Raw genomic sequence first — 13,929 nt, 5'->3', positions numbered from 1 at the left:
TCATGCGCATGGCGTCAATCAGCTCCGGATATGGCCGCCCCCGTTACGGCGTGGTCGATGTCATTGCTCTCCTGACACGTGAGCTGTGGCTGATGATTATTGTCTTTTTGGTGATTGTGGCCCTTGGCACAGTTGCCATTCTCAGTCTGAAAAAAACCTATGCTGCCGGTGCCACCCTGTTTGTCGGTGTCGGTCAGGAATATGTCTATCAGCCCCGCGTCGGCACCGTAGATAACGGTGCGCCTCCAAATGCATCCGAAGTCGCCCAGTCCGAAGCGGCTATCCTGAATAGCCTGGAAGTCAAACAGCGCGTTGTACGGGCCATGGGTGTAGAGACGTTCCAGAATGCACCTGCTGCCAATGCTGCTGCGGCCTCACGGGCCGAGGCGTCGGCGGTTCAGGCCGTCAGCAATGCCCTGCAAGTTTCCGTATCCCCTGAAAGCCCAGTGATTGGCTTGTCGTATCGCAGTCATGATCCCCGACAGGCGGCACAGGTTCTGAATACAGTCATCGACCAATACCTGACCTATCGTCGCGAAGTTTTCCGTGATCGCGCCACGCCTGCCATCCGCAGCCAACGCGCAGCGTTTGAAAGTGAGCTGGAAGCTGCGGACCGTGCCTATGAAGAATTTCTGGCGTCTAATGATATCGGAGATTTTGCTACGGCGAAGGCTGCGCTTTCGCAAAGTTATCAAACCATTTTTGCTGAACGCCTCTCGGTTCAGGCCCAGCAAAATCAAGCGGCGCAGCGTCTTTCTACGCTAATGGCTCAGCAGACAAGAACGCCGGCAGAGATTGCTTTGCAGCAGGATTTGAATGTTTCGGCGCACGATCAAATTTTGCAGTTGCGCACTGAACGCGAGCAGCTTTTGTCGCGCTATCAAAATGATGCGGCACCCGTTCAGGAAATCGACGCGCGTATCCGCCGCCTTCAAGCCTTTGTAGAGACGGGCACCTCGGTCGGGGCCAAGGAGGTTCGCACCGGACCGAACCCTATCTGGGTCGATCTGGAAACCAACCGTATCTCGACACTTGCCGAACGTGACGCCTTGGCGGCCCGTTTGTCTGTTCTGAACCAGCAATTGGCCGACTTAAGAATGAAGCAGGCACGCCTGACAGATCTGGAATCCAAGAATGCCACCCTGTCAGGCAACCGTGAGATTCTGAGCCAATCGATCCGCGAGTTTCAACTCCGAGAAACACAGAGCCGCGCTGACGGCGAACTGGTTTCTGCCGGTGCCGATAATGTAACGGTCATCGAGCGTGCTCAGCCGCCGCTATCGGGCCGTAGCCTTAAAATGCCTCTGATGGCCGCTCTCATACTGTTTTCCGGTTTTACGGCTCTGTGTGTTGGCTTGGTGCGTGTTTATCTGCGTCGGGGCGTTCTGACCCGCTCCTCCGCCCAGCGTACCTTCGGTTTGCCAGTTTTGGCTGTTGCCCCATCCAAGAGCTAAGCCGTGCTAGGATCGTGACAGGATAGGTTTCTTAGCGATTCGCATGGTGGATTTGACAGCCGAAATGGCGGGGCTATGGACGGCGCTGGGCGCTGCGCCATCCCATCGCGGCCGTCTGATCATGTTTGTCAGCGCCGTAAAGGACGAGGGCGTTTCCACAGTGTCACGCGAGTTTGCCCGTTTGGCGGCTGTGCGGGCCACAAAACCTGTCTGGCTGGTAGATGCAGACCTGAAGCAACAACAGCAACAGGCTCATATGATCCAGCATCCCGACCGTTTTGGTCGGGCAGGGGACACTGTGGCCGGATCACCCGACGGTTCGAGCTTCTTTACGATTAAGCCGCCGTTTTCCGATAAAAATGGCGCACGTATTCGCCCCGCACGTCTTTTGACGGCCAAACCGTTTTTGGGGCGCCGTCTCTATGCCACACGCTTTCAGCAGGAAGCCTTGAAGGCCGGACAAGTGGCCGACATCATTAAGCAGGGCGATTATTGGTCCGCTCTGAGCCAGCATGTGGATGCTGTGATTGTCGATGCGCCATCAGTTGATGCCGAGGATGCAGCACTGATGATGGCACCATTCATGGACGATGTGGTCATTGTTGTCGGCGAAAATGCTGCCGTGGAGCCGCCGCTTAAATTGAAAGAGCAGATATTGTCTGCTGGCGGGCGTGTGACGGGCATGGTCATCAATCGCTCAACCTATCAGCCACCCATGCTGATGAAAAAATTTATGGGCTAAAACCCTAGCTGCGTCTCTTGAGTTCTGATGCTCCGTAAAGTTTTGGTTCCAAACCACTGAACCATAATAGTTTGCCTAATCCTTCGGCACTGCGGATCAGCAAACCTGCGCCCGTTTGGGTCAGACCCATGCCGGTCCCGATGCCGCCCAAACCAAAAACAACCAATTGACCGCCACCGATAGCCATCCAACGTATAAGGGCCGCTATCTCACCATGGCTGGCGGCTGTCTGGCTGGGCCCCTGTCCGCGTGCAAAGGCGCGTTGCAGCAGATAGGCCAGATTGGCACGATGTGACGGAGCTTGCTCCTGCACCCATGCTTGAGCGGCCCATGCAAATCGGGCTCCCTGTTTTTCCAGTCGGGCGAATAAAATATCGTCCTCACCGCCGGTCTGGTTGGCCGAAACCTGGAACGGGGTATCGCCATTAAGAGCGGTGTGGCGCTTCATCAGGCTGTTTCCGCAGCCATAGCTTCGGGCCAGCAGCGTGTCTACATCGGGCCCATTGCGACTGAAAAACGCCTCGACCACGGGACGGATACTGGTACGGGCATCGGGGGCTTTACCCTCTATCGGGCCAAATACGACATCGGCATCATAGCGCTTTTGTACGTCCAGCAGGGCTTGTAACCAGTTTGCACTGGCAATTTCGTCATCATCCAGAAAGGCAATGAAGCGGGCATCCGACGCATGGGCAAGGCCGGTATTTCGAGCATTTGCAATGCCCGTTTGTGGCTGATGCACATAGGTAACCGGAAAAGGGGTTTCGAGGGCCAGAGCGCGGGCGGTGGCCTCGGCGGTGGCCTGCGGGTCATTATCGACGATAACCAATCTTTCGACCGCGTGAGTATCCGTTAGGGCGAATAAAGATCGCACAGCACGGTCCAAACTTTCAGGACGCCGCATGGTCGGGATAATCACAGTTGCCCGTGTCATGTGCCTAGTGCCTTGGCGTAGAGCGCCGCACGATAAAAGCGCAGAGCAATACCGCGAATGGAAGCTGGCAAAAATGAAGCCGCTGCAACCGGTTTTGCGGTCATTCGGACGAGCGTAGCCAAATTCAAAACCCTGAGGATTTTTGCGATCCGGTATGACGGGTAGCGGGCTACATATTCAGGATGCAGATGAGCTATGCGAGCGAAATTAGCTGCCGACTGCCTGTATTTAGACATGAGTGCAGGGACTGTATCCAAGCCCAGATGTGTGGCCGTGTTGTCGATATGGGTAATGGTATGGGCGTTCGTTACGCGCATAGCCCATTCCACATCCTCCCAACCCCAGCCTTGAAAATCTTCGTCAAAGGAGTTTTTCAGGAACACATCTCTGCGGATCAACAGGTTGGACGTGAAAACGTGTTTTTCAGGATGTTGACTACGGATTGATGCAGGCAAACAGTCGGATCGTAGCGCCATGCTGCGGTGAACGGCATATTCCGGTGCGCTGGAGGCTTGGATGACACTAAAACCGCCAAAGCTTGCCGCGGGGGACTGGGTATCGATATGGGCCAGCCAGAAGCGTAAAAAATCAGGATGATCCGGCAGCATATCGGCGTCGATAAATAATAGATTACTGCCTCGCGCCTGTGCAGCCAACAGATTGCGCCCCTTTGAACGTCCCAGATTATTCGGCGATGACAGCAAACAAATGGCGTGATGCGACGTATCGACCAGATCTTGCAACTTGCGGGTCAGGGATGGGTCATTGGTCCCGTCGTCCAGAATAATGATCTCGACGCGGTTGGTATGGTCGCCTTTTTCCGCTTCAAGCGCCTGAAGAAGTGGGGAGGGATCATCACCCAGAAACGGTACCAGTACTGACAGACAGGGTTTGACGTCCGGCCAGCGGGCATTGGCATGCAGGATCATAGTGTCAGCTCTTCGGGAGTGATCCGAAGGCTGCGGATTCTCTTCAACAGGTCCCGGACGCCGCCTGCATTAGTGCCATAGGCCAAAACGCAATAGACGATGCCACCGACACCAGCATCGATCATCAGTTCCAAAAACCCGCCAAACTGCGGCAGGCAGGCCACGACGATAGCCATGACCGCGGCGCAAAGTCCGCACAACATGAAGTCCTTCCACGGAATAGGCATTGGCATGATACGGCGGGCCATAATGATTGATGCCAGAACACCGACAAAATAACCCAACACCGTTGATATGGCGGCTCCCATCAATCCCATTTCAGCGATCAGGATCATGTTCAGGCCAATATTGGCAATGGCCGGAAAAACCATGGTCAGCAACAATATTGATGTGCGCTTGGAGAGGGTAAAAGCTTGATTGAAATAATAGTATAACCAGCCCGACAAAAAAGCAGATGCCGCGATCCACGGTGTGACCATGGCCGAGGCTGTTCGCAGTTCTGGTCCGATAACCACCTCGGCAAGAGGGCGCGCAACGAGCGCCACTCCAACTGCTGCGGGCAAGGTCACCAGCATCAGGATACGGGCCTGGTCAACAGCGGCCAGTTTCAATGCGCGGGCTCCGCCTTTTTCCAGAGCCATAACCAAGGCGGGTGCGCCTGCCGTTCCCAGCCAGATAAAGATGATGTCCAGCGTGCGGTTCGCGATGCTGTAACTGGCGTGATAGGCCCCGACGGCGGCTTCGTTCATCAGCCAGCCCAGCATAAAGCGATCGGTCGAGGCGAGGATCAGCGCCATGCCTAGCGACATCGAAATAGGATAGCCGTAGGCGATATAGTTTTTAAGCCGAACAGCATTGAACCGCCCGCTCCACAATTTCCCACGCTCGAGTGGCAGGGCAAAGGGCAGGGCCAAAAGCGGGGCGATCAGTAGCCCCACCAGTGGTGATGCTCCGCCAAGGCCAAGCCAGGCTGCGGCGATGCCCAGAATGAAAACGGCGAGCGAGAAATAGATATCAAGACCGGCAGCCTGACGCACAGCGCCGCGCGCTCTTAGGGCAACCTTGATCATATTTAACAGGCAACGGATTGGCACCCCCGCCAGACCGATAGCCATGGCAATCCGCATTTCGATGCCCAGCGGAACCCAAAGGCATACGACGACCGCTGCGGGGATGAACAAGAGGCTGAGCAGCAACCCCGTGTTGTAAAGTGTAGAATAAAGGTTGGCCAAACCTTCGGAGGTTGCTTCGCCAGCCCAGTAGCGAGCCATGGCTGCCTCGATCCATGTGAAAATCAAGACATGGGCCAGAGAGGCAACAGAAAAGGCTAGCGCATAAATACCGAATTCGGTCGATGACAGCAGGCGCGTAAAGACCAGTATGGTCAGAACACCTACAACCGCCTGTATAATATTGGCGGGTAAATACCCCAGCAGCCCGCGTACAAACATCAGCGCATTGCGACCTTGTCGCCCAACAGAACGGGTAATGTTTGCGCCATAATCCATAGATCGAGCCAGAAGCTTTGGCGCTCGATATAGTCGATATCCAATTGTACGCGGCGGCGCACATCCGAGGCGTTGTGCATGGGACCACGAGACCCCTTGATAGCGGCCCATCCGGTCATGCCGGGCTTGATGCGATGGCGGTGTGCGTATTCAGCCACGATGTCGGCCGAAATGACCTGACCGGTCTTCATGCCTATGGCGTGAGGGCGAGGGCCTACCAGGCTCATATGACCTAGAACGACATTCAACAGTTGGGGCAACTCGTCCAGACTGGTTGCGCGCAGAAAGCGTCCTGCGCGGGTAACACGATCATCGTTTGCCGTGACTTGTCGGATGCCTGCGAAATCTGCGTGATCATGATGCATGGTCCGGAATTTCCACACCACAATCTCTTCATGGTTAAAACCGTGGCGGCGTTGGCGGAACAAGGCTGGTCCATGGCTGTCCAGCCGCACCCATATGCCGATCATCAGCAAGAATGGCATCAGAGCACACAAGGCCAGAGATCCCAGTACGAGATCCTGTAGTCGCTTATAAAAGGCGCGACGATCGTCATTGGCGGGCGGGTTCAGTAAATGAACCGGCGTGTAGGCAAGTTTGTCCAATGCGCGGGTGATTTCAACGGCGTCCGGTTCATCGCCTTGCAGCAGGACCGCAATCCGGTTTGGCAAGGTTGAAAGCTGACGTTTGAGCTGGCCCACCCGCTCGGCAGCCTCGGGGGACAGCGTCAAGGCAATGCAATCCAGATAGGGCGTCAGACGATGTGTCAGCAAATCACTGGCACGCCCTAAGACCGGGACTCCGCAGATGGAAGCGGGGCTTCGTTCAGCACGATCATCGAATATGCCGAGAATATTGACGTCGCGACGCTCCAGCGCCTGAGTGATCAATAGTTCGGCATACTGGGTGGCACCGACCAGCACGATGTTTGGTGTCAAGGCACCATTCTTACGACCACGCGCTGCTACCGATGCCCAGATCAGATGAAGAACCGTGAGGGCGACTAACATAAAGCCAGCCCACAGCAGGTAATCGGTCGACGACGAAGGCGAAGTGATGACTTGTAGGATCAATCCAGCCAGCAAGCCAAGAGCAGTCATCAATGCCGTTAAAATAGCATGGTGCCATATGCGGCTTGCGGCAGCGAAATTGTACAGATTGGCGCTGATGAGGAGCCACAGGGCGCACAACCAACCTATGGCATAGGGCGCAGCCTGAGTGATCGTCAGTTGTCCAATGCTTGAAATCGCTTGGGGGTAGGTTAACCAACCAACAGTGAGTAGGGCGGTGAGGGCAACGTCCAAGCCTCTATAATAAAAGGTACGCAATCGCAGGGCGTTGCGCTGGCGCGCATTGACCCAGGCGTCGGGACGAAAAGGTCCACGACGCATATGCGGCACCGAAGCATCCAGCGCATTTGATTCGGCCATTGTCGAGTGGACAGACTCGTTTTGAATCTCATCTCCCACCCGAACTTTCATAAACATGCTCATTTTCACCCCGTCCGGCGCATAAAAGCAGCCTGGATCACGATGAAATCTGACTTGCCTGCCTATACGTGGGGTTAACAGAGAAGATTTCTTGAAAACCCCGTTGCATACCCGAGAGTTACGGGCTACCTACGCCGCCTGCCGGAGACGTGGCCGAGTGGCTGAAGGCAACGGTTTGCTAAATCGTCGTACCCTGTAAGGGGTACCGAGGGTTCGAATCCCTCCGTCTCCGCCAGATCTTTTCCAGATCTGCAAATATTCGATCCGGTGCCTGACCCGAGGCTCGGATATGATGATGCGTATTTAAAGCGCTCGGGATCTTGTTTTTCCCTCTTTTTCTAAACGCGGCCTTCGGTGGCTTACACAAGGAACGGGAGTTCTTGAGGTAATTATTTTTCGCGGCCTGACTGCACCAGATTGAAACATGCTCTGACGGGGAGCGTGCGTGTCCTTAGGGTAAAATATTTTCAGTAACCCTCGTTTTTTCGCTTGCTGGCTTCGCAATTGCGATGAATATTTCGCACATGCGTAAACGAAGAGGGGATACTCAAGTGACGCTATTAATCAAAACGAGGCCCGGTCTGATTGCCCTTGGCTGTCTTGCTGCCGGACTTCTTATGGCAGGGACTGCGCTTGCAGCTGTAACACCCGAAGGTGTGTCCACAGCGGTAGCAACCGCTGCAACTATAACTGAAACCGCTACAACAGCGTCGGAGCAGGCTCCGGCGCTGTTTTCACATCAGGTTCTACTCGAGTTGAATGAGGCCTCCACGGCATGGTTGGGGACTTCGACGGCGCTCGTATTGCTGATGACCTTGCCGGGCTTGGCTTTGTTCTATGGCGGTATGGTGCGCCGCAAGAACGTCATTGCGACCATAACCCAGTCCGTTGCCGCTTTTGCCGTCGTGACGCTTGTCTGGTTTATAGCCGGTTACACCATCGCCTTTGGTGTCAATCCAGATGAGGGGTTGAACAGGTTTATCGGTAGTTTCGATGCCCTGTTCTTGAACGGGGTCACCAAGAATACGGCATATTCTATCCTGCCGGGGATACCGGAATATCTCTGGATTTCGTTCCAGCTGACCTTTGCTGTCATCACGCCAGCTCTGATCACAGGGGCCTTTGCAGAGCGGATAAAATATTCGGGCCTGCTCCTGTTCATAGCTCTGTGGTCGTTGATCGTCTATTCGCCGATTGCCCACTGGGTTTGGGGTGGCGGCTTCCTTGGCGCAGAAGGCGTTCTGGATTTTGCAGGCGGTGCTGTGGTTCACGTCAACTCGGGCGTAGCGGGTCTGGTCTGTGCCGTGTTCCTGGGGGCCCGTAAGGGCTATGGCGTAGAGCCGATTACAGCGCACAATCCGGTTTTGACCATGATCGGGGCTTCGCTGCTTCTGGTGGGTTGGATTGGCTTTAATGCGGGTTCGGCTGGTGCTGCTGATGGTTTGATGGGGGTTGCACTGATCAATACCCTTTTGGCAGCTGCAGCGGGTTCGTTGAGCTGGAAATTCATTGAACGTATCGAAAAACGCAAATGGTCCTTGATCGGTGTGCTGTCGGGCGTGGTCGCCGGTTTGGTCGCGATTACACCTGCCGCCGGTTTCGTAGACCCAAAGGGCGCGGTCATTATCGGGCTGATCGCCGGTCCGGTATGTTATGTCTCGTCGGTGTGGCTCAAAAAGCTACTTAAATATGACGACAGCCTTGATGCCTTTGGCCTGCATGGCGCGGGCGGACTGGTGGGGGCTTTGCTTACGGGTGTGTTTGCAACGACAGCTGTGAATGACCTGTCAGCAGGTGCCACCGTTTGGGCCCAGTTCATGGGGCTGGTCTGGACAATCGTCTGGAGCGCTATTGGCACTCTGTTCGTACTGTTGATCTGCAAATACACCACTGGCTTGCGGGTGAAGGAAGAGGTCGAAGACGAAGGCCTAGACACGCACCTGCACGGTGAGGCTCTGGAAGCTTCGTAAGCGTATTGGTCGAGAGCCTTATGGGTTTCGGCAACCGGATCATTTGATTCTTATTCTAGACGTGTCGGGAGGTTGTCCTCCCACAGCCTTCCGACACGCCATTTTCTCGCAGTGTGTAGCCGAATGCCCCCGACAGCGTTGTGCGCTGCCGGAGGAGTTTGTGTGTCTGATTTTCAATGATGACCAGGGGATACAGTCATGAAAAAGTTTATGTGCAGCCTTGTTATAACCGGTCTAGTCGGTCTAGCCGGAACGGTCAGTGCCGAAGACGCGGTACCGGAGTTTTCGTTCAATGCGACCGTAACCAATGACTATGTTTGGCGAGGGGCCAGCCAGTCAAACGAGGGTGCCGCTGTTCAAGGTGGTGTCGATCTTACCTATGGCAGTTTTTACGCTGGCACATGGGCCTCGACGGTCGATTTTAGCGATGACACGGATGTGGAGTGGGACTTTTATGCCGGTCTGACCGGCACATCAGGTACCGTCGATTGGGATGTTGGCGTGATCTACTATTACTATGTAGGGGCCCCGTCCGGTTCAGATTACGATTTCGTCGAGTTCAAGGCGGCGGCATCTCATAGCTTTGACAAGCTAACGCTTGGAGCAGCAGTCCACTACTCTCCGGATTTTTATGGGGTGGATGAAACAGCAACATATCTGGAAGCGAACGCAGGCTATGAGTTCAATGATCGCTGGAGCGTCTCGGGCGGTGTCGGGCGTCAGTTTGTGGATGTGACGTCTGATTATACGGCATGGAATCTAGGCATGGGGGTGAACCTGACGAAAACCTTGTCGCTGGATGTCCGTTATTGGGATGCATCCGTCAGTTCACCGCTGACCGATCCTCGGCTTGCGGCCACTCTGGGCGTAGCATTTTAGGGTTTCCTAGTTTCATTCATGAAAATAGTGCGGAAATCACCGAAGTCTTACCCTAGGTGATCTTGGCATGGGGGCTATGAGTCGCTAGCTCTTGAACATCAACGTCTAAGGGATGACGCTCATGGCCGATCTGGCTCAAATCACTGCAAAAATCCAAGAAGCCATCAACGCCAATGGCGGCTTCGGCAAGACCATCAAGCTGGACCTTGGTGACGCTGGCAAGATCTTCATCGACGGCATCAACAACACCGTTTCGAATGACGATAATGCTGCTGACGCCACTGTGTCGCTGAAAATGGATGACTTCCTGGCGTTGGCCGAAGGCCGTCTGGATCCGATGATGGCCTTCATGCAAGGCAAGTTGAAGGTCGCGGGCGACATGATGCTGGCCCAAAAACTGGCTCCGCTGCTTAAGGGTCGTTGATCCTTTGGCCGCTTAGGCAGAATGTGAAGGCGCGGCACCCAAGGGGCCGCGCCTTTTTCTTTGCCGCAAACCGCCAACAAAGAGCGGGGCAGATCATTACGGGGGATATGCCATGGATTTTCGTTTTTCTGACCGTTCGCTAGCTTGGCAGGAAAAGCTGTCTCGCTTCATGCAGGACCACGTTATTCCACAAGAAGACGCCTACATCGCCTCAATACGCGCCAATCCCAAGCTGATGTCTCCGGTCATGGTGGAGCTAAAGGCGAGGGCCAAGGCGGCCGGCCTATGGAATATGTTCCTTCCGGGAGAACATGGAGCTGGACTGAACAATCAGGACTATGCGCCTCTTGCCGAAATGATGGGGCGACACCTGTGGTCAGCCGAGGTTTTTAACTGCAATGCTCCCGACACCGGCAATATGGAGGTGCTGCACCTCTATGGAAATGCACAGCAACAGGACGTTTGGCTTAAACCCTTGATGGCGGGCGATATCCGTTCGGCGTTCCTGATGACAGAACCGGCGGTCGCTTCGTCAGACGCGACCAATATTGAAACGCGCATCGACAAAGATGGCGACCATTATGTCATCAATGGCCGTAAATGGTGGTCCACCAACATGGCGCACCCCAATCTGGCTATGACGATTGTGATGGGTAAAACAGATTTCGATGCGCCGGTTCACCAGCAGCAAAGTCAGGTCATTGTGCCGGTCGACACGCCGGGTTTTCGTGTCGAGCGGATGTTGTCGGTTTTCGGCTATGACGAACTACCCATTGGGCACGCCGAGGTGGTTTTGGAAAATGTGCGGGTTCCGGTTGAAAACCTGATAGCCGGCGAGGGCAGGGGGTTCGAAATCGCCCAAGGCCGCCTCGGACCTGGCCGTATCCACCACTGTATGCGCGTGATCGGAGCTGCCGAGCGTGCTTTGGAACTGATGGTTGACCGTCTGCTGACCCGTGTGGCCTTCCGCAAGGCACTGGCCGAACATTCAGTTTGGGAGCAACGTGTGGCCGAGGCACGTACCCAGATAGAAATGTGTCGCCTGCTTGTGCTGAAGGCCGCATGGATGATGGATGAGGTCGGTGCCAAAGGTGCACGGTCCGAGATTGCCCAGATCAAGGTGGCGGCACCGCGCATGGCGCTGAAGGTCATTGATGATGCCATTCAGGCCTTTGGCGGAGCCGGTGTTTCCGGCGATACGCCTCTGGCGGAATTGTACGCCACCGTGCGGACATTGCGCATCGCGGATGGTCCGGATGAAGTCCATAATCGCACGATTGCGCGACTGGAATATGCGGCTCGTGCTGTACAGGCTGGTCACTAAGCTAGAGCTTTTTCGGAACAGGTCATGCTCGCATCGCGTTCCTTCTGTCGGGTCCAATGACGGGCCCAAGGACAGAGGGAACCGATGCCGTCAGCTCCAAGCCCCCTTCCGCTCGCTTCAACCCTAGCGTTCGAGCGATACAAGCGCGTCAGGGCAAGGACCCTTGATCTGGTTAGATCGCTTTCGCCAGAGGATATGGCGGTGCAGTCCATGCCGGATGCCAGCCCTACGAAATGGCATCTGGCGCATACCAGCTGGTTCTTCGAGGCGATGGTCCTAGCAAGGCAGGGCGATTACCGTCCCGTCGATCCACATTTTCAAACGCTTTTTAACTCGTATTACGAAGCCTTAGGCCCGCGCGTAGCAAGGTCGGATCGCGGCCTGATGACCCGTCCATCCTTGGCTCAGGTCTTATCCTATCGCCATGAAGTCGATCGCAGAATAGCAACCCGTCTTACGGAGCCCTTATCGGCTACAGAGAGCTACCTCTTCGAATTAGGGCTACATCACGAACAGCAGCATCAGGAATTGTTACTTCAGGATGCATTGCACCTGTTTTCATTAAATCCTTTGAAGCCATCCGTTTGGTCCAGAGAGCCACGTACCGCTCCTCTAGCGCCCTCAAAAGACGGCAAGATCGCCTTTCCGGAAGGGCTGGCCGTTATAGGCACATCAAAGGCTGAGGGCTTTGCTTTTGATAATGAAATGCCGGTACAACGTGTTTGGCTGAACGCGTATGCGCTGGATGCGGATTTGGTCACCAATGAAGACTGGCTGGTTTTTGTCAAAGATGGCGGGTACCGCAATCCGGCGTTGTGGCTATCGGATGGCTGGGCGACGCGGTGTCAAAAAGGCTGGGATAGCCCTGCCTATTGGCAGGCGAGCGATACAGGCTGGACGACCTATAGCCTGATAGGCCCGAGTGATCTGGATCCTTCTGCTCCCGTACGCCACATCAGCTATTACGAGGCTGATGCCTACGCCCGGTGGGCGGGGGCAAGACTGCCAACCGAAGCGGAATGGGAGCATGCTGCGCACCAGAGCGGCAACGCATTTGGCAATCTGGATACCGAGGTCTGGCAATGGACCCAGTCTGCCTACGCGCCCTATGCGGGGTTTAGCCCGACCGAAGGAACAGCGTCGGAATACAACGGAAAGTTCATGGTCAACCAGATGGTCCTGCGGGGGGGCAGTTTTGCAACGCCACGCGACCACCTGCGCCATTCATATCGTAATTTCTATTATCCATCACAACGGTGGGCGTTCTGCGGTCTGAGACTGGCTCATGACATGCCCTCAACCGAAGGGGCAAAATGCAAACTTTTCGAAGTGACCTGATCGCAGGACTTTCGGCATCACCGAAATCCTTGTCTCCCAAATGGTTTTATGATGCCGAAGGGTCGCGGTTATTCGAACAGATTACACAGCTCGACGAATATTATCCGACACGTCAGGAAAAGGCTCTGCTGCGACAGACCATTCCTCTGTGGCTGGATTTATTCGGGACGGATGCTGTGCTGGTTGAGCTTGGTTCAGGTGCGAGTGCAAAGACACGCATATTGCTGGACGCCATATCTGACCTTGCGGCCTATGTACCACTGGATATCAGCGAAACTGCGCTTGAGGCTGCAGCCCGAGCATTACGCAGAGATTATCCTCAACTGGATATCCGGCCGGTATCGGGTGATTTCGAGAATTTACCGAACCTGCCTGATGATTTACCCAAGGGCCGACGCATCGGTTTCTTTCCCGGCTCCACGATCGGTAATCTGGACCACCAAGCCGCAGTCGAGCTTTTAATCGCTTCGCGTCGAATGTTAGGTTCCGACAGTCTGTTTATTCTGGGTATCGATCTCGTTAAAGATCGAGAAACGCTGCTTGCGGCCTATGACGATAGGCAAGGCGTGACGTCTGCCTTCAACATGAACCTGTTACACCGCGCCAATCGTGAACTTGGGACAGATTTCGACACTGACGCGTTTCGCCACCGCGCCGTTTGGAATGACAAAGAAGCGCGTATCGAAATGCATCTGGAGTCATTGAAAGATCAAAACATCCAGTTAGATGGCCAAAAGTTTCTCTTTCAGGCGGGCGAAACTTTGCACACAGAAAACTCTCATAAATTTGATCGCGCACGTGTGCAGGCCTTGGCTGAAGCGAGTGGTTGGACACTGCGTGAAATGCGCATCTCTGCTGCCCCCTGTGTCGCTTTGGCCTTATTGCAGCCCACAGAATAGGGCGCTGTTTTTCACAGCGCCCTGCAAGGATGTTCTTT

12 protein-coding genes and 1 tRNA gene are annotated in these 13,929 nt (G+C 55.0%); 9 read left to right on the top strand and 4 right to left on the bottom strand.

The window, feature by feature from the left end:
• The first annotated feature begins 8 nt into the window (after positions 1–8).
• Positions 9–1,454 carry a chain-length determining protein gene (locus tag WEU32_RS08070; RefSeq protein WP_312137136.1) on the top strand — a complete coding sequence of 482 codons (1,446 nt, stop codon included), beginning with the start codon at positions 9–11 and terminating at the stop codon, positions 1,452–1,454.
• Between the two features lie 43 nt (positions 1,455–1,497).
• Positions 1,498–2,196, top strand: a complete 699-nt coding sequence (locus tag WEU32_RS08065; protein ID WP_312137138.1) for a hfsB — start codon at positions 1,498–1,500, stop codon at positions 2,194–2,196.
• Positions 2,197–2,200: 4 nt separating this feature from the next.
• On the opposite strand, the gene WEU32_RS08060 is transcribed toward WEU32_RS08065, so the two are convergent.
• Genes WEU32_RS08060 through WEU32_RS08045 form a run of 4 tightly spaced genes read right to left on the bottom strand, consistent with a single transcriptional unit; the run spans position 2,201 to position 7,060 of the window.
• Positions 2,201–3,100, bottom strand: a complete 900-nt coding sequence (locus WEU32_RS08060) for a glycosyltransferase family 2 protein (protein WP_406853415.1) — start codon at positions 3,098–3,100, stop codon at positions 2,201–2,203.
• A 26-nt stretch (positions 3,101–3,126) separates the two neighbouring features.
• On the bottom strand, positions 3,127–4,059 hold the full coding sequence (locus tag WEU32_RS08055; RefSeq protein ID WP_406851548.1) for a glycosyltransferase family 2 protein: 933 nt from the start codon (positions 4,057–4,059) through the stop codon (positions 3,127–3,129).
• Entirely contained in the window at positions 4,056–5,567 is a 1,512-nt protein-coding gene (locus tag WEU32_RS08050) for a lipopolysaccharide biosynthesis protein (protein ID WP_406851547.1), read from the bottom strand. The genes WEU32_RS08055 and WEU32_RS08050 overlap by 4 nt, the downstream gene beginning before the upstream one ends.
• Positions 5,510–7,060 (bottom strand): exopolysaccharide biosynthesis polyprenyl glycosylphosphotransferase, encoded by a 1,551-nt coding sequence (locus tag WEU32_RS08045; protein WP_406851546.1) that lies wholly within the window; start codon positions 7,058–7,060, stop codon positions 5,510–5,512. The genes WEU32_RS08050 and WEU32_RS08045 overlap by 58 nt, the downstream gene beginning before the upstream one ends.
• Before the next feature lie 140 nt (positions 7,061–7,200).
• On the opposite strand from WEU32_RS08045, the gene WEU32_RS08040 reads away from it, so the two are divergent.
• The 7 genes from WEU32_RS08040 to egtD all read left to right on the top strand — a co-directional run bounded on the left by WEU32_RS08040 (position 7,201) and on the right by egtD (position 13,891).
• Positions 7,201–7,292 (top strand) — tRNA-Ser (locus tag WEU32_RS08040).
• A 382-nt stretch (positions 7,293–7,674) separates the two neighbouring features.
• Positions 7,675–9,027 (top strand): ammonium transporter, encoded by a 1,353-nt coding sequence (locus tag WEU32_RS08035; protein ID WP_406851545.1) that lies wholly within the window; start codon positions 7,675–7,677, stop codon positions 9,025–9,027.
• 198 nt (positions 9,028–9,225) lie between these two features.
• Positions 9,226–9,906: a TorF family putative porin gene (locus WEU32_RS08030; RefSeq protein WP_406851544.1), complete on the top strand. Its 681-nt coding sequence runs from the start codon at positions 9,226–9,228 to the stop codon at positions 9,904–9,906.
• Positions 9,907–10,027: 121 nt separating this feature from the next.
• Positions 10,028–10,330 carry an SCP2 sterol-binding domain-containing protein gene (locus WEU32_RS08025; RefSeq protein ID WP_312813137.1) on the top strand — a complete coding sequence of 101 codons (303 nt, stop codon included), beginning with the start codon at positions 10,028–10,030 and terminating at the stop codon, positions 10,328–10,330.
• Positions 10,331–10,442: 112 nt separating this feature from the next.
• Positions 10,443–11,654, top strand: coding sequence for an acyl-CoA dehydrogenase family protein (locus WEU32_RS08020; RefSeq protein ID WP_406851543.1), 1,212 nt, complete (start codon positions 10,443–10,445; stop codon positions 11,652–11,654).
• An 84-nt stretch (positions 11,655–11,738) separates the two neighbouring features.
• Entirely contained in the window at positions 11,739–12,992 is a 1,254-nt protein-coding gene (gene egtB / locus WEU32_RS08015; RefSeq protein WP_406851542.1) for an ergothioneine biosynthesis protein EgtB, read from the top strand.
• Positions 12,968–13,891 (top strand): L-histidine N(alpha)-methyltransferase, encoded by a 924-nt coding sequence (gene egtD / locus WEU32_RS08010; protein ID WP_406851541.1) that lies wholly within the window; start codon positions 12,968–12,970, stop codon positions 13,889–13,891. The genes egtB and egtD overlap by 25 nt, the downstream gene beginning before the upstream one ends.
• Positions 13,892–13,929: the final 38 nt, after the last annotated feature.

Source organism: Brevundimonas sp. BH3 (assembly GCF_045345115.1).
In the GTDB taxonomy this organism is placed as follows: Bacteria; Pseudomonadota; Alphaproteobacteria; order Caulobacterales; family Caulobacteraceae; genus Brevundimonas.
Note: the sequence above shows the minus strand (reverse complement) of the source record. Positions and strands in the feature narration are given on the sequence as shown.

What these genes read in the sequence shown, in the direction of transcription:
- WEU32_RS08070 (WP_312137136.1), top strand. Translation starts at nt 9, where the DNA reads ATGGCGTCAATCAGCTCCGGATATGGCCGCCCCCGTTACGGCGTGGTC.
- WEU32_RS08065 (WP_312137138.1), top strand. Translation starts at nt 1,498, where the DNA reads ATGGTGGATTTGACAGCCGAAATGGCGGGGCTATGGACGGCGCTGGGC.
- WEU32_RS08060 (WP_406853415.1), bottom strand. Translation starts at nt 3,100, where the DNA reads ATGCGGCGTCCTGAAAGTTTGGACCGTGCTGTGCGATCTTTATTCGCC.
- WEU32_RS08055 (WP_406851548.1), bottom strand. Translation starts at nt 4,059, where the DNA reads ATGATCCTGCATGCCAATGCCCGCTGGCCGGACGTCAAACCCTGTCTG.
- WEU32_RS08050 (WP_406851547.1), bottom strand. Translation starts at nt 5,567, where the DNA reads ATGGATTATGGCGCAAACATTACCCGTTCTGTTGGGCGACAAGGTCGC.
- WEU32_RS08045 (WP_406851546.1), bottom strand. Translation starts at nt 7,060, where the DNA reads ATGAGCATGTTTATGAAAGTTCGGGTGGGAGATGAGATTCAAAACGAG.
- WEU32_RS08035 (WP_406851545.1), top strand. Translation starts at nt 7,675, where the DNA reads ATGGCAGGGACTGCGCTTGCAGCTGTAACACCCGAAGGTGTGTCCACA.
- WEU32_RS08030 (WP_406851544.1), top strand. Translation starts at nt 9,226, where the DNA reads ATGAAAAAGTTTATGTGCAGCCTTGTTATAACCGGTCTAGTCGGTCTA.
- WEU32_RS08025 (WP_312813137.1), top strand. Translation starts at nt 10,028, where the DNA reads ATGGCCGATCTGGCTCAAATCACTGCAAAAATCCAAGAAGCCATCAAC.
- WEU32_RS08020 (WP_406851543.1), top strand. Translation starts at nt 10,443, where the DNA reads ATGGATTTTCGTTTTTCTGACCGTTCGCTAGCTTGGCAGGAAAAGCTG.
- egtB (WP_406851542.1), top strand. Translation starts at nt 11,739, where the DNA reads ATGCCGTCAGCTCCAAGCCCCCTTCCGCTCGCTTCAACCCTAGCGTTC.
- egtD (WP_406851541.1), top strand. Translation starts at nt 12,968, where the DNA reads ATGCAAACTTTTCGAAGTGACCTGATCGCAGGACTTTCGGCATCACCG.